General features: G+C 41.2%; 21 protein-coding genes and 3 tRNA genes. 17 read left to right on the top strand and 7 right to left on the bottom strand.

Annotation, left to right across the window (positions count from 1 at the left end):
* Positions 1–37: 37 nt before the first annotated feature.
* From BBP83_RS02730 to recJ, 6 genes are all read left to right on the top strand, one after another.
* The gene (locus tag BBP83_RS02730; RefSeq protein WP_068885859.1) at positions 38–835 is read left to right on the top strand and encodes an oxygen-binding di-iron domain-containing protein; all 798 of its coding nucleotides are present in this window, start codon (positions 38–40) and stop codon (positions 833–835) included.
* An 85-nt stretch (positions 836–920) separates the two neighbouring features.
* A complete protein-coding gene (locus BBP83_RS02725) occupies positions 921–1,286 on the top strand; it encodes a YkgJ family cysteine cluster protein (RefSeq protein WP_068885858.1) in 366 nt (121 codons plus the stop codon).
* Positions 1,287–1,505: 219 nt separating this feature from the next.
* Positions 1,506–2,972 carry an IMP dehydrogenase gene (gene guaB, locus BBP83_RS02720; protein ID WP_068885857.1) on the top strand — a complete coding sequence of 489 codons (1,467 nt, stop codon included), beginning with the start codon at positions 1,506–1,508 and terminating at the stop codon, positions 2,970–2,972.
* Between the two features lie 128 nt (positions 2,973–3,100).
* Positions 3,101–4,432, top strand: a complete 1,332-nt coding sequence (gene glmM, locus BBP83_RS02715) for a phosphoglucosamine mutase (protein WP_068885856.1) — start codon at positions 3,101–3,103, stop codon at positions 4,430–4,432.
* Positions 4,433–4,441: 9 nt separating this feature from the next.
* Positions 4,442–5,098, top strand: a complete 657-nt coding sequence (pdxH, locus tag BBP83_RS02710; protein ID WP_068885855.1) for a pyridoxamine 5'-phosphate oxidase — start codon at positions 4,442–4,444, stop codon at positions 5,096–5,098.
* Positions 5,099–6,802, top strand: a complete 1,704-nt coding sequence (gene recJ / locus BBP83_RS02705) for a single-stranded-DNA-specific exonuclease RecJ (RefSeq protein ID WP_068885854.1) — start codon at positions 5,099–5,101, stop codon at positions 6,800–6,802. It begins immediately after the preceding gene.
* A gap of 56 nt (positions 6,803–6,858) precedes the next feature.
* Here recJ and BBP83_RS02700 read toward each other — a convergent pair whose 3' ends face one another.
* The 3 genes from BBP83_RS02700 to BBP83_RS02690 form a co-directional block, all read right to left on the bottom strand.
* The gene (locus BBP83_RS02700) at positions 6,859–7,695 is read right to left on the bottom strand and encodes a putative porin (protein ID WP_068885853.1); all 837 of its coding nucleotides are present in this window, start codon (positions 7,693–7,695) and stop codon (positions 6,859–6,861) included.
* Between the two features lie 172 nt (positions 7,696–7,867).
* Complete coding sequence (locus tag BBP83_RS02695) at positions 7,868–8,656, bottom strand: putative porin (RefSeq protein ID WP_068885852.1); 789 nt, start codon at positions 8,654–8,656, stop codon at positions 7,868–7,870.
* A gap of 322 nt (positions 8,657–8,978) precedes the next feature.
* Positions 8,979–9,812 carry a putative porin gene (locus BBP83_RS02690; protein WP_068885851.1) on the bottom strand — a complete coding sequence of 278 codons (834 nt, stop codon included), beginning with the start codon at positions 9,810–9,812 and terminating at the stop codon, positions 8,979–8,981.
* A gap of 179 nt (positions 9,813–9,991) precedes the next feature.
* Between BBP83_RS02690 and prfB the strand changes: the two genes are divergently transcribed.
* From prfB to BBP83_RS02665, 5 genes are all read left to right on the top strand, one after another.
* Positions 9,992–11,087, top strand: a protein-coding gene (prfB, locus tag BBP83_RS02685) for a peptide chain release factor 2 (RefSeq protein ID WP_141689941.1) whose coding sequence is annotated in 2 segments (ribosomal slippage) — positions 9,992–10,063 and positions 10,065–11,087 — 1,095 coding nt in all. Because the reading frame shifts where the segments join, the coding sequence is not laid out codon by codon here.
* Between the two features lie 159 nt (positions 11,088–11,246).
* The gene (locus tag BBP83_RS02680; RefSeq protein ID WP_068885849.1) at positions 11,247–11,546 is read left to right on the top strand and encodes an ArsR/SmtB family transcription factor; all 300 of its coding nucleotides are present in this window, start codon (positions 11,247–11,249) and stop codon (positions 11,544–11,546) included.
* Positions 11,547–11,573: 27 nt separating this feature from the next.
* Positions 11,574–12,662, top strand: a complete 1,089-nt coding sequence (locus BBP83_RS02675) for an alkene reductase (RefSeq protein ID WP_068885848.1) — start codon at positions 11,574–11,576, stop codon at positions 12,660–12,662.
* Between the two features lie 87 nt (positions 12,663–12,749).
* On the top strand, positions 12,750–14,030 hold the full coding sequence (locus BBP83_RS02670) for a 3-deoxy-D-manno-octulosonic acid transferase (protein ID WP_068885847.1): 1,281 nt from the start codon (positions 12,750–12,752) through the stop codon (positions 14,028–14,030).
* A 31-nt stretch (positions 14,031–14,061) separates the two neighbouring features.
* Positions 14,062–14,772, top strand: coding sequence for a 16S rRNA (uracil(1498)-N(3))-methyltransferase (locus BBP83_RS02665; RefSeq protein WP_068885846.1), 711 nt, complete (start codon positions 14,062–14,064; stop codon positions 14,770–14,772).
* Here the strand turns inward: BBP83_RS02665 and BBP83_RS02660 are convergent.
* Entirely contained in the window at positions 14,758–15,729 is a 972-nt protein-coding gene (locus BBP83_RS02660) for a mechanosensitive ion channel family protein (protein WP_068885845.1), read from the bottom strand. The genes BBP83_RS02665 and BBP83_RS02660 overlap by 15 nt on opposite strands.
* A 698-nt stretch (positions 15,730–16,427) precedes the next feature.
* Between BBP83_RS02660 and acs the strand changes: the two genes are divergently transcribed.
* The gene (gene acs / locus BBP83_RS02655; protein ID WP_068885844.1) at positions 16,428–18,371 is read left to right on the top strand and encodes an acetate--CoA ligase; all 1,944 of its coding nucleotides are present in this window, start codon (positions 16,428–16,430) and stop codon (positions 18,369–18,371) included.
* A gap of 578 nt (positions 18,372–18,949) precedes the next feature.
* On the opposite strand, the gene BBP83_RS02650 is transcribed toward acs, so the two are convergent.
* The 3 genes from BBP83_RS02650 to BBP83_RS02640 form a co-directional block, all read right to left on the bottom strand.
* A tRNA-Gly gene (locus BBP83_RS02650) sits at positions 18,950–19,025 on the bottom strand.
* A 44-nt stretch (positions 19,026–19,069) separates the two neighbouring features.
* A tRNA-Gly gene (locus BBP83_RS02645) sits at positions 19,070–19,145 on the bottom strand.
* 43 nt (positions 19,146–19,188) lie between these two features.
* Positions 19,189–19,264: transfer RNA gene (locus BBP83_RS02640), tRNA-Gly, on the bottom strand.
* Positions 19,265–19,499: 235 nt separating this feature from the next.
* On the opposite strand from BBP83_RS02640, the gene BBP83_RS02635 reads away from it, so the two are divergent.
* The 5 genes from BBP83_RS02635 to BBP83_RS02615 all read left to right on the top strand — a co-directional run bounded on the left by BBP83_RS02635 (position 19,500) and on the right by BBP83_RS02615 (position 22,470).
* The gene (locus BBP83_RS02635) at positions 19,500–19,808 is read left to right on the top strand and encodes a BolA family protein (RefSeq protein ID WP_068885843.1); all 309 of its coding nucleotides are present in this window, start codon (positions 19,500–19,502) and stop codon (positions 19,806–19,808) included.
* 16 nt (positions 19,809–19,824) lie between these two features.
* On the top strand, positions 19,825–20,217 hold the full coding sequence (locus BBP83_RS02630; RefSeq protein ID WP_068885842.1) for a SirB2 family protein: 393 nt from the start codon (positions 19,825–19,827) through the stop codon (positions 20,215–20,217).
* An 84-nt stretch (positions 20,218–20,301) separates the two neighbouring features.
* Entirely contained in the window at positions 20,302–21,138 is an 837-nt protein-coding gene (locus BBP83_RS02625; protein WP_068885841.1) for a ParA family protein, read from the top strand.
* A gap of 13 nt (positions 21,139–21,151) precedes the next feature.
* Positions 21,152–21,544 (top strand): hypothetical protein, encoded by a 393-nt coding sequence (locus BBP83_RS02620; protein WP_068885840.1) that lies wholly within the window; start codon positions 21,152–21,154, stop codon positions 21,542–21,544.
* A 332-nt stretch (positions 21,545–21,876) separates the two neighbouring features.
* Positions 21,877–22,470: a LysE family translocator gene (locus tag BBP83_RS02615; protein WP_068885839.1), complete on the top strand. Its 594-nt coding sequence runs from the start codon at positions 21,877–21,879 to the stop codon at positions 22,468–22,470.
* The last annotated feature ends 4 nt before the right edge of the window (positions 22,471–22,474 follow it).

Below are 22,474 nucleotides of genomic sequence, written 5' to 3'. Positions count from 1 at the left end.
AGTCTTTTAAGAAAAACAGAATTTCTGGGGAATAGGTATGGCATTTGACCGCACGACGTCGCAGGTTTTATTCGATAATGGCATTCATAAATGCATCAGCTTTACCAGTTTAGTAAAGGGTGAAGGTGTTCAAGCCAACCAATTTTTGATTATCGATAATAATCGAGCTGCGGTGTTAGATCCAGGAGGCGACTTGACCTACGTGCCTCTGACCATGGAGCTGAATAAGTACACGCGACTGACCAACCTTGATTATGTGATGGCATCACATCAAGACCCCGACATTATTACTTCTATGCCACGTTGGTTGGTGTATACCGAAGCCAAAGTGGTTGCATCTAAATTATGGGCGCGCTTTCTGCCACATTTAAACTCAGCGTTTATGAGTGACCGGATGAAAGGCAACTGGCTCGATCGTTTGGTGGAATTGCCAGATCATGGCCAAGTGATTCACTTGGGGGAAAGTAAAATTATTGCAGTACCTGCGCATTTTTTACATTCTGTGGGTAATTTTCAATTTTATGACCCGATTGCAAAGATTTTATTTTCTGGTGATATGGGGGCATCAATGGTTGAGGATGCATCGAAACCCTTAGAGAATTTTGCAGCACATATCCCTAAAATGAAAGCGTTCCATCAGCGTTATATGTGTAATAACAAAATTATTCGCTTATGGGTCAACATGGTGCGTAGCATGGATGTTGAAATGATTGTGCCACAGCATGGCACACCCTTTATTGGTAAAGAGCACATCAACCAATTTTTAGATTGGATTGAAACTTTAGAATGTGGCACGGATTTGATGGATGAAGGTGTATTTACTTTCCCCACTTAATTAACTGAAAAAAACCTTGTTTGAGATTACAATTTTTTTTAATATTTTCGTTCAAAAACTAGTTTAGATAACGAGAAAACTAAGAATGTTGTCTCAAGTTCCAACAGAAGATGCATGTTTAAGCTGCGGCGCATGTTGCGCCTTTTTTAGAGTCTCATTTTATTGGGCGGAAGGCATTCATATGCCAGAGCGCTATACTGAACCTGTGACTCCAGTGTATTCATGTATGGTTGGAACCAACCAAGCCAACCCTCGTTGTATTGTGCTAGAAGGGACGATTGGGCAACAGGTGAGCTGTGGTATGTATGAGCAACGTAGCTCATCTTGCAAAGAAGTCCAAATTGCAGATGATCAATGCAACAAAGCGCGACATGCACACAATATGATTCCTTTTGTGCAATTGGATGTAGGCCCATCTACGAATGATGAGAATTTTGACCAAGTGTGTTAATCAGTAAAGGTAGAGTTTAGGCTCTGCCTTTTTCCCAAAAGGAATGAGCTATTTTATCGGCCAAAGAGACCGTATGCGGGTCAATCAGCCGATTTCAACTTCAGTTACGCCGTTGTATCTCTTTATTTTAAAAAATATAAAAATATATTTTGTAATTGCAATGAAATTTTGACTTAGATTTGTTTATAATAACGCACGGAAATTACCAGTGAGACTGTTATGTTGACCATCGTTCAAGAAGCGCTAACCTTCGATGATGTCCTATTACTGCCTGCCTACTCAACTGTTCTCCCAAAAGATGTCTCGTTAAAGACACGTTTAACACGCGGAATTAATCTTAATATCCCTCTCGTTTCTGCTGCCATGGATACTGTGACTGAATCACGTATGGCAATTGCAATGGCGCAGAATGGCGGTATTGGTATTCTGCACAAAAACATGGATATTGCACTGCAAGCTGCAGAAGTACGCCGTGTGAAGAAATTTGAAGCGGGTATGGTCAAAGATCCTATTACCGTGACACCAGAAACCACAGTTCGTGAACTAATCTCAATTACCCAAGCCAATAATATCAGCGGTGTACCTGTTGTAAAAGACGGTAAAGTTGTTGGTATTGTGACAGGGCGTGATACACGTTTTGAAACCAATCTTGAACAGCCTGTTAGTAACATTATGACTGGCCAAGATCGTTTGGTGACTGTTCGCGAAAACGAATCAAAAGAAAATATCCAAGCACTTTTACAAAAAAATCGTATTGAAAAAGTGATTGTTGTTGGTGCAAACAACGAACTGAAAGGCTTAATTACGGTCACAGACTTCCGTAAAGCTGAATTGTATCCAAACAGTTGTAAAGATGATTTAGGTCGCTTACGTGTTGGTGCTGCCGTGGGTACAGGTGTAGAAACACCAAGCCGTGTGGAAGCATTGGTAGAAGCGGGTGTAGATGCAATTGTGGTTGATACTGCACATGGTCACTCTGCTGGTGTTATTGAACGTGTTCGTTGGGTAAAAGCCAACTATCCACAAGTTCAAGTTATTGGCGGTAACATTGCAACAGGTGATGCTGCATTGGCTTTACTTGATGCGGGTGCAGATGCTGTGAAAGTGGGTATTGGCCCAGGTTCAATCTGTACAACTCGTATTGTTGCGGGTATTGGTATGCCACAAATCTCTGCGATTGACAGCGTTGCCAATGCACTGAAAGATCAGATTCCACTCATTGCAGATGGTGGTATTCGCTTCTCTGGCGATATTGCTAAAGCGATTGGCGCAGGTGCAAGTACCATCATGGTGGGTTCATTGATGGCCGGTACTGAAGAAGCACCGGGCGAAGTTGAATTTTTCCAAGGTCGTTACTACAAAGCATACCGCGGTATGGGTTCTTTGGGCGCAATGGCGGGTGCAACAGGTTCTGCGGATCGTTATTTCCAAGACGCTAAAGCGGGTGCTGAAAAACTAGTGCCAGAAGGCATTGAAGGTCGCGTACCTTATAAAGGCCCAATGGGCAATATTGTGCATCAGATGATGGGTGGTTTACGTTCATCTATGGGCTATACAGGTTCTGCGGTAATTGAAGATCTTCGTCAAAATGCGAAGTTTGTAAAAATTACCTCAGCAGGAATGTCTGAGTCTCATGTGCATGATGTGACGATTACCAAAGAAGCACCGAACTATCGTGTAGGTTGATTTTTAGTCACCACGACACTGAAAAGGCCGTCATTTATATGACGGCTTTTTTGTTTTTGGTGTAAAGTAATTCTAGTTTGAATCGGATGATGAATATCACCGCACGTTAATAAGAAAGTGAGTAGAAGATGAGTTATTTTGGTACGGACGGCATTCGCGGAAAATTTGGGGAACTTCCGATTACACCTGATTTTGCTTTAAAGCTAGGTTTTGCTGCAGGTAAAGTCTTAAAACGCACCAGTAAAAAAAGTAAACCCATTGTTGTTTTGGGTAAAGATACCCGTCTGTCTGGCTATATTTTAGAAGCCGCTTTACAAGCAGGTTTAAATGCTGCTGGGGTGTATGTCCATTTATTGGGGCCGTTACCGACACCTGCCATTGCTCATTTAACCCGTGCTTTGCATGCCAGTTTAGGGATTGTGATTTCGGCATCGCATAATCCTTATTTTGATAATGGGATTAAGTTCTTTTCGAGCGAAGGCAAAAAATTACCCGATGAATTGCAAGATGCTATTAATCAAGAACTTGAAAATGATATGGTGATTGAAGACACCGCAAACTTGGGTAAAAGTGTGCGTGTGAAAGATGCCAATGGGCGTTATATTGAATTCTGTAAATCAACTTTCCCCTACCATTTAGATTTGTCACATTTAAAAATTGTGGTCGATTGTGCCAATGGCGCGGCGTATAGCGTTGGCCCTTCAGTGTATCGTGAACTTGGTGCCAAAGTGGTGGCGCTATACAACGACCCAGATGGTTTAAATATTAATAAAGACTGTGGTTCAACGCATCCTGAAAGTTTACAGAAAGCTGTGGTTGAACATCAGGCCGACTTAGGCATTGCTTTCGATGGTGATGCAGACCGTGTGATTTTGGTCGATAAAAATGGCGAGCAAGTCACTGGCGACCATATTCTGTATATCTTAGCCACACAAGGTCGTCAGAAGCCTGTGGGTATTGTGGGTACAGTCATGAGTAATATGGCTTTGGAAATTGCGTTAGACAAAGCGCAGGTGCCCTTTGTCCGTGCCAGCGTGGGTGACCGTTATGTTTTACAAGCCTTAGACGATAAGGGTTGGGTGACTGGTGGTGAACCTTCTGGTCATATTTTAACTTTAGATAAGAGCACCACGGGTGATGCTATTATTGCATCATTACAAGTGCTTACGGTTATGGTTGAACAGCAAAAAGCCTTACATGAGTTGACGGATGGTTTCTATTTATTGCCAAATGTTTTAGTGAATGTTCGTTTAAGTCAAATGTTTGACCCTTATACTGTCCCTGCACTGGTTGCTGAATTTGAAAAAGCTGAACAGCAATTAAAAGGCCGTGGTCGTTTATTGATTCGTAAATCAGGTACGGAACCGGTCATTCGCGTGATGGTTGAAGGGGATGACCTAGCAGAAGTGACGCAACTTGCAAATTCATTGGCGGATGCCGTTCGCGCAAATGCAATTTAAGGTGATGCAATGAGTGATGTAATTCAAGATTTAAGTGAGCTACGCCTGAGTTATCAAAAGGGTGAACTTCGTGAAGACCAAGTGAATACCAACCCACATGTGCAATTTTTAAATTGGTTTAATTTGGCTTTAGAAGCCAAATTACATGAGCCCTACACAATGTCTTTGGCGACTGCCAATGCACAAGGCCGTCCGCATGTACGCACGGTACTTCTACGGGGCGCTACCGATGCAGGTTATGATTTTTACAGCAATTATGATAGCCAAAAAGGTCTAGATTTAAGCGAAAATCCCTTTGCAGAATTATTGTTCTATTGGCCTGAATTAGAGCGTCAAGTTCGTGTTAGCGGTCGGGTAGAACGCATTTCTGAAAGTGAGTCGACCGAGTATTATCATAAACGACCGCGTGACAGCCAAGTTGCGGCCCATATTAGTACGCCACAAAGCGGTGTGATTGCCAGTCGTGAAGAGTTACAAAGTCGCTTTGAGCAGTTATATGCTTCTGTTGCAGATAAAGCTGAATTGAGTAAACCAGTATTTTGGGGCGGTTATCGCTTAGTTCCTGATTATTATGAATTTTGGCAAGGCCGTCCAAATCGTCTACATGACCGCTTATGTTATGAAAAAACAGATGGGCAGTGGAACATTCAGCGATTAATGCCTTAAATGTCTAAAACTCTAATTCAACAAAGACCGTTTCTGACCCGCCCTGAAATTTTTCAGGGCGTATCGCCTTTTATTGCGCAAATTTTAGCGCGACGCGGAGTGGAATCTGAGCAGGAACTTGAGCTTAAACTCAAGCACTTACTGGCCCCGACAATGAAAGGTCTAACTGAGGCAATTCAGCTGATCGATCAGGCCATTGATGCTCAAAAAAAAATAGTCATTGTCGGCGACTACGATGCGGATGGTGCAACCAGTACCGCGTTAATGATTTTAGTGCTTCGCGATTTGGGTGCTCAGGTTGATTATTTGGTGCCAGACCGTTTTAAGTATGGCTATGGTCTTACGCCTGCCATTGCTGATTTAGCTTTTGTGACCTTTTCGCCTGATTTACTGATTACTGTCGATAATGGTATTTCCAGTCATGCAGGTGTCGCGCAGGCGCAAGCACATGGCATGCAAGTGATTATCACCGATCATCACCTGACCACCAAAGAAACCCCTCAGGCTGAGGCAGTGGTTAATCCAAATCAATTGGGTTGCGAATTTCCAAGTAAGGCTTTGGCAGGTGTAGGAGTGGCTTTCTATGTTTTGGCAAATTTATCGAGTTTGCGTGCAAAACAGGGTAAATCTTCCGCCAAGATGGTTCAGTATTTAGACTTAGTGGCTTTGGGTACGTATGCCGATGTTGCCAGTTTAGATTATAACAACCGTATTTTAGTTGATGTGGGTTTGAAACGTATTCAGCAGGGGCTTTGCCGTGCAGGGATGAGTGCTTTGCTTGAGATTGCTGGTCGTGATCCTGCACAATTAAAAGCGCAAGATTTGGGTTTTGTCTTAGGGCCACGTATTAATGCGGCTGGTCGCATGGAAACCATGGACATTGGCATTGAGTGTCTAATTGCGCCTGATTTGCACACCGCTTATCCTTTCGCGACGCAGCTAAACCAACTAAACGTTGAACGTCGTCAAGTCGAAACACAGATGAAGCAAGAAGCTTTGGTAGCGTTAGAGCATCTACAATTAGATCAAGAGAACATTCCTTCTGCTTTAATTTTATTTGAACCGCATTGGCACCAAGGGGTCATTGGAATTGTTGCAGGGCGATTAAAAGAACAGTTCCATCGCCCCGCAATTGTGTTTGCTGCAGACGAAGATGGTCAACATATTAAAGGTTCAGCCCGTTCTATTGAAGGCATTCATATTCGTGATTGTATTGAACAAATTGCAGAACAGTATCCGCATTTGGTCAGTCATTTTGGTGGACATGCGGCTGCGGCAGGTTTAACTCTTTTGAAAGAAAGTTTTGAAGAATTTAAAGCCAAGTTTGGGCAATTAATCGCAAAGCAAGATGACAGTCTATTTCAAGAGGTATTATGGACTGATGGTGATTTACCCGATGATGCCTTTCAAATTCATACGGTTGATACACTGCAACAGTTGACACCTTGGGGACAAAAATTTCCTGCGCCAATTTTTGAAGGTCAATTCAAATTATTGGATTACCGTTGGTTAAAAGACGTGCATTTAAAACTTCGCTTGGCGCTGGCTTCGGGACAGATTATCGAGGCCATTGCATTTAATGCAGCTGATAAATACACGTTTGATCCGTTGCAAGATCAAGTTCGTCTGGTTTATGAATTGGATAAAAATACCTTCAACGGCACAACCAGTTTGCAACTTCGTATTCTGTATTTAGAACAGTGAAATGATCATAAAAAAACCGCTCATGTGAGCGGTTTTTTTATTCATTTTGCTATGTGTTAGAAACGGAAAGTACCGTTAATACCAAATGAATCAGCACCATCTGTCGTCGTATAGTTTAAACCGACCGCAAGGGCGGGCGTAAAGAATTTTTGCGCACGAATAGACCAAACTGTGTCAAATTCATTTAAAGTTGTATCCATGAATGACACACCAACACTTAATGTTGGATCGATATACAGATCTGCACCTAAGCGATATGCAGTTTCATCCCCGAAGTATGTCGCACCTTCAAAATTAGTAAAATGATTACCAATTTGCGTTACATATTTAGCGCGTAATGTCACAGCAGTCTCGTCTGCTACAGATGAAATATTTGAGAATGTATCAATGAAACCATTCTGTGATAAGTAGACTGGATCAAGATTTTCTTTGGCAACACCAGCGGCAATGAGGAGCCCATCGACTGGAAGATAACCCGCTTCTAATGCATAGCCCACATTATCATCTGATACCTTTCCAAACTCACCTTCAATAGTCGCTTCAGAGCGATTTAAGCTACCAGAAACATAAAACTGAGAATTTGGGATGAAAAACTCACCATTTAAACCGATGGTGTCAATTTCTAAGTCAGCTCCGTCCTCATCAATACTTGAGTTTGCATAAGCTAGACCAATATTGCTGGCTTTGCCTAAAAATGCTGCTTCAGCAAGAGGACTATTTTGACGCTGTACACCATTTAGGTAATATTTGCCGCTGATGCCAAAAGTATCAAGATCTTCATTATCGCCATCAAAGCTTGTATTCTCGTAACTTGCCTTGATTTCTGCTTGGTAAGCGTGTGCAACTCCAAAAGTAGCAACTAAAGTAGTTGCGAGCGCAATTTGTTTTAACATTTTAAAGTTTCTCTGTTTATTATAAAATGATAACTGTCAGATGACAGCTGAAAGCGATTATACAGATAACAGACGAATTTTTAATGGGAAAAAATACCGAAATACGTTTATTTAGGTCAATAAAAAAGCCCATCCGAAGATGGGCTTTCATTTAATTGTATTCAATTAAGAATTAGAAACGATACTTCGCAGCAACACCAAATGAGTTGTAATCATTGTTGCCTTGCTCACCAAAGCCGACACGGCCTTCTAAGCTTACTTGCTGATTGAAGAATTTACGTGCATTAATACCGACTTCACTTTGATCATTTAAATCATTGTTGTAGTAGTCAGCACCCACGCTAAATGTTTTGTCGATGAAATAATCCGCTTTTAGATTGTACTCATCTAGATCGCCGAATGCTGCACCGGCTTCTAAGTTAATGTCTTTGCCATTGCTTAGCGTCGTTACATATTTAGCGCGAAGAGTTGGGTCTACGCCATCATCGTTGTCGTTGTCATAACCTTTTAAACCGGCTGCAATTAAGAAGCCAGGCGCTGCCAGATAACCTACTTCTGCTGCGTAGTAAGTGGTATCAAAATCGTGCTTATTACCAAAGACATCACGTACTTCAGTGTTGTTACGGCTAACATCACCGCTTAAATAAAAATCTGAATTTGGCACATAATATTCTGCGCCAATTCCATAATTATTGTCATCTACATTACCGCGGTCAGCAAAGTTTGCATGTGCACTGACGTTGCTAGCACGGTCAAGGAATGCTGCTTCTGCAAGCGGTGCATTACGGGTTTGTACTGGGTTAAAGTAGTAAGTACCATTCACACCGAATTCACTACCAGAGCTACCGTTATCTGGGTCGATATATCCTGCTGAAGCACCAACTTCTGCTTGGTATGCGTGTGCTGTGCCTGTGATGGCTAAAGCAGACAATAATGCTGAAGCGATTGCTAATTTTTTCATGGATCATACCCCTCTGAAGCTTGGTTTAATAAATACATTTTTTGTTACAACTTTTAGTCTAGAGTAAAAAATGCCCACGTCAATTTTTAGAAAGTTACAGAAATGTGTCTAAGGTAACTTTGTGTAAGTTTTGGTTTGTAATGAATTGAAATAAATCATAATAATTTAAATGTTATGTTTTATTAAAACTGTGTGGATATTATGGATTTATTAAAATTTGCTTAATTTTTCGTCTTAATTTGAAACAAATATGAGCAGTCAGAAAAATGACATCTAGCGTTGATATGCCATTTGACCCAGAAAATGTTGAATTTCGATTACATTAAAAGCGCAATGTGCCATTAATATTCAGTAGGGTCATATCACCAAATCCAGCTGAAGCGCCAACCGCAATATTGGGCTGAAAGAAATATTTTGTGCGTACTGTGAATAGGTCTGCATTATCTTGACCATTGTTTATAATTTCATAAATAAGACCTGCGCTAAATGTCGAATTAAAATAATAATCGGTGGCAATAACCAGATTGTCGGTATGACCGAGTAAGGCATTTGCTTCTATATTAATGTATTGGCCTGTACTCAGGGGAGCCACATATTTGGCTTTTAAGAGAAGGCGATTGTCGTCATTATCTTCATGGTCGCTTTGGTAACTAGAGGTTCCAGTAGCCAACAATAAGTTGGACATTGGCATATAACCTGCCACTGCACGGTAGGTATAAATATCTTCTTGAGCCGTGTTACTTAAAGTGCCAATGGGCATGGCTAAACGATCTTCGACTTCAAGTTGGCCGAAACCCAGTTCAGCATTCAGATAAAATTTTTCTAGGTAATATTCAAGGCCAGCATTGAAATGATGGGATGTCACATCGCGCGATGCGGTTCCTGCCTGAATGGAAATATCTTGGCTTTCTACATAATTATAGCTGTAATCCGCATAGACATTGCTGTTATGACCTAAAAATGTAGCTTCATTGAAAGGGCCTTTGATGAGGACAGGACTAAAATAATAAGTGCCTGTCACATCTGCTTGACCGTTAGAGTCAATGAAATTGTTGTCATGTTCGAAGTTGGTAAAACCCGCCTCTATTTGAGCATTATAAGCAAAGCTTGTAGATGAGATGGCCAGAAGACTGAATGCAAAAAAAGATAATTTCATGTATTTAACCTGATGTTATTGTAAAGAAAATGTAATATTTATTATGAGTGAACATATTTTTCATCAAGTATGTATTGGTGTCGATTGCTCTAGCGTCGTAAACAGGCTGAAATTGCGCAAACGGTCTGTGATATAATTATCGGCTATTTGAGCCAAATTTTTGTTTGAGAGAATTTCACGTGGAAATTAATCCCTATCTAAACCAATTAAAAGACTTAAACGACCGTGGTCAAACACTACGGGGGTATCTTTGACTACGATCTAAAAAAAGAACGTTTAGAAGAGGTTCTCCGTGAGCTTGAAGATCCAACGATTTGGAATGACCAAAGCCGTGCGCAAGCCATGGCCAAAGAAAAAGGCGAGCTTGAAAACGTACTGAATGTTTTAGAGGGTTTATCGGCGCAACTTGAAGATGCGCAAGCGCTATTAGACTTAGCTGTTGAAGCTGATGATGAAAGTTTGTTGGAAGATGTACAAGCTGAATTGACCACTGCTGAAGAAGAATTAGCAAAACTTGAATTCCGTCGCATGTTTAGCAATCCAATGGACCCGAACCCATGTTACGTCGAAATTCAGGCGGGTTCAGGCGGTACAGAAGCACAAGATTGGGCGTCAATGTTACTGCGTATGTATTTGCGTTGGATTGAGCGTCATGGCTTTAAGGCCGAATTGATGGAAGAATCAGACGGTGATGTGGCAGGGATTAAATCTGCAACCATTCGTGTCGAAGGTGAGTATGCCTATGGCTGGTTACGCACTGAATCGGGTGTACATCGTCTAGTCCGTAAGTCGCCGTTTGACTCAGGTAATCGTCGTCATACCTCATTCTCTGCGGTGTTCGTATCGCCAGAAGTCGATGATAATATTGAAATTGATATTAATCCTGCGGATGTTCGTACCGATACTTACCGCGCGTCAGGTGCAGGTGGTCAGCACATTAACAAAACTGACTCTGCGGTGCGTTTAACGCATGCGCCAACAGGTATTGTGGTGGCGTGTCAAAACCAACGTTCACAACATGCCAACCGTGATCATGCGTGGAAACAACTCCGTGCAAAATTGTATGAACGTGAAATGCAAATTCGTAATGATGCTGCTAAAGCGCTGGAAGATACTAAATCTGATATTGGTTGGGGCAGTCAAATTCGTTCATATGTTTTGGATGACTCACGCATTAAGGACTTACGTACCAGTGTTGAAAGTTCAAATACGGGTGCAGTACTTGATGGCGATTTAGATAAATTTATTGAAGCCAGCTTAAAGCAAGGTCTTTAATTTAAATTTCATTTAAAAACAAAGCACTATTATTATTTTGATGATATATCTAAAATAATCGATATTGAAATCGTAAAAATACGATATATTGGTTCTCAAGATGTTGAATAGTGCTTTGTGGTTTATTTTTTATCATATTGGATTAAACCTGTCTGAATTATGGATATCGATTTAATTTTTAAAGCCTTAGCAAATCCGACTCGTCGGCAGATTTTGGAATGGTTGAAACATCCCAAACAATTTTTGTCTGAAGAGCAATGTGGTGGCTTTAATCGTGGTGTGTGTGCAGGAAATATCGAAAAGCTCGGTAGTGTTTCGCAGTCGACCATGTCTAATCATTTGTCTGTGTTGCAACAGGCCGGTTTAATTCAAGCCGAAAAATATGGTCAATGGTCATATTTTTCTCGCAACGAAGCACTTATTCAGCAATATATCGATTATTTACAAAACTCACTTTAATCCATTATGGTGAGCAAAGAGACGACGATGGCTGAACTAAATTCTCCTTTGATCCTTGGCGATCTACACTTAAAAAATCGTGTCATTATGGCACCGTTAACCCGTAGCCGTGCGACGGCTGATCGTGTACCAACTCTCATGATGGCTGAACATTATGCACAGCGTGCAAGTGCTGGCTTAATCATTTCTGAAGCGACGGTCATTTCTGAAGAAGCCAATGGTTATTTAAATACCCCTGGACTTTTTACCGACGCGCAAGTTGAAGGTTGGAAAGCCGTGACCAGTGCGGTACATGCCAAAGATGGTTTGATTGTGGCGCAATTATGGCATGTAGGTCGTGTCTCGCATCCAGATTTATTACAGGGTGAAACACCGGTTTCTGCCAGTAATGTTCAACAGGCAGGCCAAGTGAGTTTGTTGCGTCCAAAACGTGATTATGTCGTGCCTCGTGCTTTAGAAGTTACTGAAATTAAAGCCATTGTTGAACAATTTAAGCAGGCGGCGATTCGTGCCAAAGATGCAGGCTTTGATGGTGTGGAATTACATGGTGCCAACGGTTATTTAATTGATCAATTTTTACAGAGTTCAACCAATCAGCGTGAAGATATATATGGTGGCTCGGTCGAAAATCGTGCGCGTTTGTTATTAGAAGTAGTTGATGCTTTAATTGACGTGTGGGGCGCGGGCCGTGTTGGTGTGCATTTAGCACCGCGTGGTGATGAGCATGATATGGGCGATGTGGATCCACGTGAAACATTTGGCTATGCTTTAGAGCAACTTGGTCAACGTCAAATTGCGTTCTTTTTTACCCGTGAATATTTAGCCGATGACAGTATTTCTGAATATATGAAAGAACGTTCGAACGGGGTGCCTTATATTGCCAATATGAAACTGAGCCGTGAAGATGCAATTGAATTGCTCCATTCAGGTAAAGCAGATGCCGTGTCTTTTGGTAAGGCTTATATTGCCAACCCAGACTTGTATGAACGCTTGATTGCAGATGCTCCTTTGAATGAATTGGTGTTTGACAATATGATTGGTTCACAGACCGCTGAAGGTTATATTGATTATCCAAGCCTAGAACAACTGGCTGATGCAGGCGTAATCGACGCTTAATCTGAGTATTAGCATGCATTATCCATTTAACATGTGGATAATGCTCTGATATATTCTGCCGAGAGAATTTCGATCAGAGCAAATTATTTGGCCACTCCTTTTTGGTATAACGTTGCACTTGCACTTCTTAAGCCTGTATATCAAAGGCGGATCAAGCAACGTGCGGAAAATGAAGCGCAATATCAGCAAGAATGCCTTGAGCGTTTTGGGCCATTTCAACCTGTTAAAAATTCGAATGCTATTTGGTTTCATGTGGTTTCTGTCGGTGAAACCAATGCAGCCCAACCTTTAATTGAACATTATTTAAAAGCAGGCCATGCCGTTTTGGTGACCAATACCACCAAGACAGGGCAAGCACGCGCCAAATCATTATTCTTAAAAGCACCGTATGAGCATTTATTTCAAGCGGTGTATTTACCCGCCGATCAAAAAAAATTAGTCCGTACATTTATTGAAAAATATCAACCTAAACTTTTAGCTTTGGTCGAAACTGAATTATGGCCAAATTTAATTGATCAAGCCAAACAGTTATATGTGCCGTGCTTATTAATTAATGCCCGAATGTCTGAAAAATCGGCTAAGGGATATAGTAAAGTTCCAAGTTTAACTCGCCCGATGTTGCAAGGTTTAGATCAGCTCTTGGCGCAGGATCAGGCAACGTTATCGCGCTTTATTCAATTGGGTGCAAATGCGCGACAGAGTCAGGTCGTCGGCAGTATTAAATTCGATATTCATGCCCCTGAGCAATTTATCAATCAAGCTCAACAGCTTCAGCAAGATTGGTCACTGGCAGACCGTAAAATTATGACCCTTGCCAGTACGCATGCCCCAGAAGAGCAAAAGTTACTTAGCGTTTTAAAGCCGTATTTATTACAGCATCCTGAATTACTGTGTATTGTGGTGCCTCGTCATCCAGAACGTTTTGATGAGGTTTTTGCCGAAGCACAGAAATTGAATTTACGTACACAGCGCAGAAGTTTAGAGCAAAACATACAGGCTGATACGCAAGTGTATTTGGCTGACAGTATGGGTGAATTGTGGTTGTGGTTGGCGTTGAGTCAGGCTTGTTTTGTTGGTGGTTCACTGAATGAACCCGGTGGCGGACATAATATTTTAGAACCTATTGCTTTGAATGTAGCGACGGTGGTCGGGCCAAATTATTTTAATTTTCAAACTATTATTGATGAGTTTGTACAGGTCGATGCCGTTTGCGTGGCCACAGATGCGCAACAAGTGGCTGAACAGCTGATAAAATTTGTGTTTAAACCTGAAATGGCTGAACAGGTGAATGCGCGTGCACAGAAAATTATGCAGAAAAATACTGGATCACTTAAAAAGCATATTCAAGTGATCAATCAGTATCTTTGATATTTTCAAGCTTTTCATTTTTGGTTTTTCTATGAATATTGTGCTTTTAGACCCACGTCAAACTGAATCGCCTATTTGGATGATTAGTGCCAAACGTCAGTTGGAGCATTTACGCACCCATGTCAATGTACAGGTGGGGGATTCGCTTAAAGTGGGGATTCGCGGAGGCAAACGCTATTTAACTGAAGTGCTTTCAGTCACTGAACAACAGATTCAGCTACAGCCGATTCATGAAGAAACTGTACCTAAAAAACTACCTGTGACACTCATTGTTGCCATGCCTAGGCCGAAAGTATTGCGTCGCTTGGTGATGGATAGCGTGACTCTCGGGGTAGAAAAAATTATTTTACTACACAGTTACCGTGTCGATAAAAGTTATTGGCAAACGCCTTTTTTACAGCAATTGAATCAATATATCGATTTAGGACTAGAGCAGGCAGGCGACACCATAGCGCCCAAAATAGAAGTGTATAAGCGTTTTAAACCTTTTGTTGAAGATATCTTACCCACACTGATCCGTGCAGATTGTCCGGCTTATGTGGCCCATCCTTATGTTGAAATGAAAATGCCAGCAGGTATTCAGCAGGGCTGTACGGTGGTCATTGGCCCAGAAGGGGGCTTTATTCCTTATGAGATTGATTTACTGATAAAAAACGGCTGCCAAGCAGTCAGCTTAGGCAACCGTATTATTCGAACTGAAACAGTGATTCCTTATGTGTTGGGACGCTTATTTAGTCACTGATGCTTCTACTGGCGATGTTTCACCGCGGAAAATTTTAACTTCTTGTACAGGGTAAGGAATAGAAATGCTCTGGTCATTGAAGGCGTGAATAACGCGCTCTTGAATCTCACTGATAGACCCTGACGTACTGGTTTCTGAGGTGTTCACCCACCAACGTACAGTGAGGTTAATCGAGAAATCTGCAAGTGCGCTGACATTTACGCTAAAACCGGGCTGACTTAAAATAGTCGGGTCACGGTCTAAAATATTTAAAATCACGTCTTTGGCTTTTTGCACATCATCTTCGTAGCCAATTCCGACTACAAACTCACAACGACGACGCGGATAAGCGGTATTTACAGTCACAGCACTGGTGTAGACGGTGGCATTTGGAATAACAATACGACGACCATCTGGAGAGCGGAGAAAAGTTGCGCGAATTTGAATATCTTCAACGGTGCCTTCCATACCAGACACAATAATGTCATCGCCAATTTTAAAAGGTTCGCTCAGTAAAATTAAAATACCTGACAGCAAGTTCTGGAAAATATCTTTAAATGCAAAACCGATAGCGACAGAACCAATTCCCAGTGCGCTCATCAGCTGAGCGGGAGTAAAGCCTGGAATGGCAATGACCATGGCAATCAGGAAGCCGAAAAAGATGATGGCGGAGCTACCAACACGGTTTAACACCAGAACGAGGTTTTGTTTGGTGTAGCTTTTATCAGCCAGTGTTTTACGCACAAAAAATTTAAATAGTTTTGCCAATAAAACAAAAATGGTAAATACAACCAAGGCAATGCATAGATAGGGAACACGTTCCCAAAATCCATCCACAAATTTGTCGATGGTGCTATAGGCATCATTATATTTTGCCGTATGTGCAATGACAGTTTGTGCCGTCTTTTCAGTTGCTTCTTGTAAAAGATGGGTGGTGCCTTGAGTTACTTCATTCAAAGCGTTGTCTTTTTCAGCCACGAGGGTTCCGAATAATAATAAAAAATTTGCGCTATTTTGCCTGAAAATGGACTAAGTTTTAACAAACAAAATACAGTGAATTGAAGTGTTTTGTACAAATGAGTCCCATTGTTTTAAAAATGCTCAGAAGGCTAATGATAAGATCAAAATACAGGGAACACCCTGAATACGACATAAGCTAGTCCCGCTAGTCCTGAAAGAACACTGATAAATTGGTGATCGAAAGGCAGGGTACTCAGGTTAAAGGACCGAACAAGCCCAGTGTAATGGCAGTAAAGAAGCTCGTAATATTTAAAAAAGCATATCAAATAATAAAGTTTAAGCATCCGAAACGGCCACTAAAAAGGCAGTAGATGATCTGAGGCTGGTACAGGATGATATGAAAAAAATGGCGCAGAATCTGGTGATTTTATCGATGAAGCCGGTCCAAAGGAGGAAGGTCATTGAGGCCTCATTGTACGCACGCCGAAATTTGAGCTTTAGTGTAGAAGTAAATTGTAGACCCAGATACGCAAATAAGACAGGAAATTCTTGAATTTAACCTCAAGTCTAGTTTTAAATAGAATGATTAAAATACGACCAAAGCATGATTGTTATGCTGAAAAAATAATCGCCATACTGGCGCTATGCAAAAAATATAAAATCAAAAACGTGGCATACATCTCGTGATGGGATGAAGAACATAAGGAAGTAGCATTATGAATGAAATTTATCCTGTACCTGAAAGTTTTAAAAAAACCGCGCGTATTACTGAAGCCGAGTACTTCGAACGCTATCAAAAATCTGTCGAGCAACCTGATGCGTTTTGGGCAGAGCAAGCCCAAAAAATTGATTGGATTAAGCCTTTTACTCAAGTCAAAAATACCAACTTTAACAAAGATAACTTTAAAATCGAATGGTTTGCAGATGGCGAACTGAATGTGAGTGCGAATTGTTTAGACCGCTATTTAAAAGAGCATCCGCATAAACCCGCTATTATTTGGGAAGGGGATCATTCATCACGGCATAAAATTATTTCTTTTGAATCATTACATGATGAAACCTGCCGTTTTGCCAATGTATTGAAGAAAAATGGTATAGGTAAAGGGGATCGTGTGGTGTTGTATATGCCAATGGTGCCCGAAGCAGCCATTGCCATGTTGGCATGTGCTCGCATTGGTGCGGTACATTGTGTTGTTTTTGGAGGGTTTTCACCCGATTCATTGGCCAGTCGGATTGAAGACTGCCAAGCCAAAATGGTGATTACCGCTGACTCAGGCATGCGCGGCGGGAAACCTATTCTGCTCAAAGCTAATGTAGATCAAGCACTCACTGCTACAGGAACTGAAACGGTTCAACATGTCATGGTTGTCCATCGGACGGGGAATCCCATTGAAATGAAGCCAAATCGGGACTTGTGGTATCACATGGAAATTATGTCAGTCAATGATATTTGTCCACCAGAGCCGATGAATGCCGAAGACCCTTTATTTATTTTGTATACCTCGGGTTCAACAGGTAAGCCAAAAGGGGTGTTGCATACGACAGGGGGCTATTTAACCTATGTGAACTGTACATTCCGTGAAGTCTTTGACCTAAAACAAGATGATGTTTTTTGGTGTACCGCAGATGTGGGCTGGATTACAGGACATTCTTATGTACTGTATGGGCCATTATCTAATGGTACAACAACCGTGATGTTTGAAGGAGTCCCCCAATACCCATCATGGGCGCGTACAGGACATATTGTTGATAAACACAATGTGACAATCCTTTATACAGCGCCGACGGCTATTCGCGCGATGATGCGTGAGGGAGATGCTTTTGTCCGCGAAAGTGACCGCAGTAGTTTACGTCTCTTGGGTTCAGTGGGTGAGCCGATTAACCCAGAAGCATGGAATTGGTACTACAGTGTGGTGGGTGAAAGCCGTTGCCCAGTTATAGATACATGGTGGCAAACGGAAACGGGAGGTCACATGATTACCCCATTACCCGGTGCCATAGACATTAAACCCGGCTCTGCTACTCGACCTTTTTTTGGTGTGCAGCCTGCAATTGTTGATGCTGACGGAAATGAGTTAGAGGGTGTCGCAGAAGGTAATTTGGTCATTAAAGATTCATGGCCGGGTCAGATGCGTACCATTTGGGGAGATCCAGAACGCTTTATTGAAGCCTATTTTTCAACTTATCCGGGAACCTATTTTACAGGGGATGGCGCGCGTCGTGACGCAGATGGCTACTATTGGATTACTGGACGAGTCGATGATGTATTGAATGTATCGGGTCATCGTCTAGGCACAGCAGAAATAGAAAGTGCCTTGGTGGCACATGAACATGTTGCAGAGGCTGCTGTCGTGGGGATGCCACATGAGATTAAGGGACAGGGGATTTGTGCTTTTGTGACCTTACAGGCGGATATCGCTGAGTCGGACGAATTACGTACAGAGCTTATTGCATGGGTGCGTAAAATTTTAGGGCCAGTGGCAACACCAGATGCATTGTATTGGGCACCCGCTTTACCTAAAACGCGTTCAGGTAAAATCATGCGTCGTATTTTAAGGAAAATCGCGGCCAATGAACTGGATACCTTGGGTGATACGTCGACATTGGCTGAACCACAAGTGGTGGAGTCCTTAATTCAAACGGTTTATCCAAACCGCTAAACATCTAAGGGATAAATACTGTCTGATGTTTAGGCAGTATTTTTGTTTGGGGAATAAGCACTCACGGTCAGAGACTGCATTAAGCTAAAAAATCATAAAAGTGTTAGATCAAATGATGAATGTATGGACTGCATTAACTATCGATCTGCTATTCATTACGACGATGCAATGGTTTTCATAACTCAAACAGTATGGAGAAGTGACTATTGCCACAGTCAAAATGCATCCACGAATACATTATTCTATATCGCAAAATCTTTCAGGTTATGGAGGCATGAGCAACCACGGCCAAACGAAATATTGACCATTTTTAGCACTCTGTGTACCCAAACTTTGCATGATCCTGTGGATGATAAATATTGAAAATTTGGCGAATGGGGATTGATGAACAAAAGGCTCAAAGCCAGTTTTTATGCGTAATGGCCAGATAAAAAATATAAGCACGTATTCTAAGAGTATTAAAAAATACTATACGTATAAAAGGGTGCACTGCCATATAGGCAGCTTAGATAAACATCAATATATTTGAGTTAAAAAATAAAAAAAGCCCCCATCTTTCGATGAGGGCTTTTTGAATTTGGAGCGGAAAAAGAGACTCGAACTCTCGACCCCAACCTTGGCAAGGTTATGCTCTACCAACTGAGCTATTTCCGCAGGGTTACCCAATTTTTTAAATAAAAAAACTGAATGAAAAAATTTGGAGCGGAAAAAGAGACTCGAACTCTCGACCCCAACCTTGGCAAGGTTATGCTCTACCAACTGAGCTATTTCCGCAGGGTTACCCAATTTTTTAAATAAAAAACTGAATGAAAAAATTTGGAGCGGGAAAAGAGACTCGAACTCTCGACCCCAACCTTGGCAAGGTTATGCTCTACCAACTGAGCTATTCCCGCATAGCGATGTATAATACATTAAGAATTTTCAAGGTCAATCACTTTATGAAAAAGCTGAGTTTAATTGCATAAAATAAAAACAATTTAAAGGTGATTGATAATTATTTGATCAATTTTTTATAAAATTTGACTGTTGATCGTATAGGAAATGGATTTCTTCCACACAGAAGCTGAACACTGATCATTATTACCGCTATACTTAAAACAGTTTATTTTGATTTTTTGGAGCGCAGTCATGAGCTTAGAACAGCAACTCATAGAGCGGTTACAACAGTTATCACCTAGTCATTTAGAAGTCGTTAATGAATCTGCAGGGCATGGGGGGTATTTCCCAGATAAAGAATCACACTTTAAAGCAGTGATTGTAAGTGAAGCTTTCACTGGATTGCGTTTGGTTCAACGTCACCAAAAGATATATGCTGCAGCTGGTGATTTATTAAGTCCAGGGAATATTCACGCTTTGGCTATTCATGCCTTTTTACCTGAAGAGTGGAAAGAACAAGATACGTCTAGTCCAGAATGCGCACATGCTCCAAAAGCGTAAAGGTGATTAAAGAATTATGGAAACACAATTACTGATTAAAATCATTCATATGTCTGGCGTTGCCTTGGCGTGTTTGGCTATTTTCCTTCGGGCTTTTACGCTGTTTAAAGGCGTGCAGGGCAATCAACCCAATCCTGCTGGTCGTACCATGTTTGTGGCATTACAGCATGCGTCCATGACTTTAATTGCCGGCACAGGAATCGCCTTATTGGTGATGAAGAATTTTGATGTACAGCCATGGTTCTATGCCAAAATTATCTTATTCTTGGTTTTATTGTCATCTTTAAGTAAAGCTTATAAAAAAGGCGACACGTTTTTATTGGTACAACGCCGTGCAGGTTTACTCATTGCAGTCGTGGTTTTTATTGCGATTCTTGCTCTTGTGATGATAAAACCAAACTTTGGCTAATTGTTAGACATAATTAATTGTAGCGAAATGGTTCTCGGGTAGACTGAGCGCCATTGAAATAATCATCAAATATTGGGGTTTTTAATGCGTACACGGGTGGTGTTTAATCAAAAAGGTGGTGTCGGGAAATCAAGTATTACAGTAAATTTGGCGGCCATTAGCGCACATCAAGGCTTGAAAACACTGGTCATCGACTTAGACCCTCAGGCCAATTCTAGCCAGTATTTACTTGGAGAAGATGCCACTTATTCGGCCGATAAGCCTGCATTAGAACCCAATATTGAAAATTATTTTGAAGAAGTTCTTGGAACACAACCGGGCAAAGGTCTATTGGGCAATGCCATTGGTTCTATTCTAAAAAACCGTTCTAAGGGGTTGGAAAGTTATATCCATCAATCACCTTTTGAAAACTTGGATGTGATTCCTGCAAGTCCTAATTTAGGAGCTTTGGCCTATGCGCTGGAATCTAAACACAAAATTTATAAACTACGCGATGCTTTGCAACAGTTGAATGGCAAATATGACCGTATTTTTATTGATACACCGCCTGCGTTTAACTTTTTTACCTTGTCGGCACTGATTACTGCTGATCGCGTACTCATTCCTTTTGATTGTGATGTATTTTCTAAGCGTGCATTACAAACTTTAATTGAAAATGTGATTGAAACGCAGGACGATCATAATGATCGTTTGGAAATTGAAGGCATTGTGGTTAATCAATACCAGGCACAGGCCAAACTGCCACGTGAAGTCGTCCAACAGTTGAAAGATGAGGGCTTGCCAGTATTAAACAGCATGTTACCGCCATCCATCTTGATGAAAGAATCTCATCATAAAAATCGACCATTGATTCATTTAGCAGCAGATCATAAATTGACGCAGGCCTATCAATCATTGTTCAATGAAATTGAGCAAAAATAAGATCGAGAACTCTATGAACGCAATTAAATTAAGCTTATTGGCAACCTGTTCAGTATTGTTAGGTGCATGCGCCACGACAGTCAAACCGACTTATGTATCGCCAACGCAGTATCAATCTCTGAACTGTACGCAATTACAAAGTGAATATAATCGAATTCAGCAGTATTTAAACAATGGTGTGCAACCTGCAAAACGTACAGGAATGGGCGTAGGCGTTGGTTTAGGTGGTGGCTGGGGGAGCGGTGGCGGTTGGGGCATTGGCCCAAGCGTTTCAGTCAATATGGGGCAGTCTTCAAATACCAAAAAGACCGAAATTTCACGCTTAATGGGCGAACAAGAAGCGGTTATGCAAGCCGCAAAATTTAAGGGCTGCCCCATGATTCCACGCAGTGTACCACAACCTTAATTGGGGTCTAGTGGTGGATGTATTTTGTTCAGTTCACTGTGCATTGTGAGCTGAACAAAAAGAAAAGTGTAATAAAACTTGTCGATATAATTTTATATTTAAAGTCGGTTTTACCATCTTTGCGATAGATTATTCATAAGTTATTAAATAACTGAAAATTAAAAATAAAGAATAAACCCAGCACGCAGGTATTTCTCTATTTCATGCTTTCAATTGAGTCTAAATTTGCAATTATTGAGTGAATTAAATTAATTTTTTAGTTGGCGATAGACTTGTATTTATAAATTCATTTCGGCTAAGGTGTGCCCACTTTTGGGGAAATTCAGGTGCTTATGATTGAGAGTTGGCTTTTTGTATTGGCAATGATTGCTGTCCTTATGGCACCAGGATTGACCAATGCATTACTTGCAAGCTCCGCACATCAACAGGGCATCGCAAAAACCAGTTTATTTATTCCTGCAGAATTTTTTGGTTACTTCTACGCCATTAATATGTGGGCATTGTTGATTCATCTGAGCGCGCCGATTTGGCCAAATTTGATTCATATCCTGCATTTTTTAAGTATGGTGTATGTGTTTTGGCTGGCTTTCCATTTATGGAATTCAAACGATTTACAAAAGCATAATCAGAAAAATACCGCTATTCGCCCGCGACAACTGTTTTTTTCAACCTTAAAAAATCCTAAAGCTCTGTTATTTGCTGCGGGTATTATTCCGTTAGAAACATGGGAAAACACCACCAATTTTGTTTTGGTTTTTGCTATTTTTAGCTTAATTTTATTGCCGACAGCATTGTTTTGGATGTCTTTTGGACGGGCAATTTTGTCGGGTAGAGTGAAGCAAATAAAAACCGATCTCTTGTATAAAGGATCGGCTACAATGTTGGTGCTGTGTATGTTTCCGGTGATTATCCGTTTTTTCTCATAAGTGG

It is taken from the genome of Acinetobacter celticus (assembly GCF_001707755.1).
Taxonomy (GTDB): Bacteria; Pseudomonadota; Gammaproteobacteria; order Pseudomonadales; family Moraxellaceae; genus Acinetobacter; species Acinetobacter celticus.
This window is presented reverse-complemented; position numbering and strand designations above follow the sequence as displayed.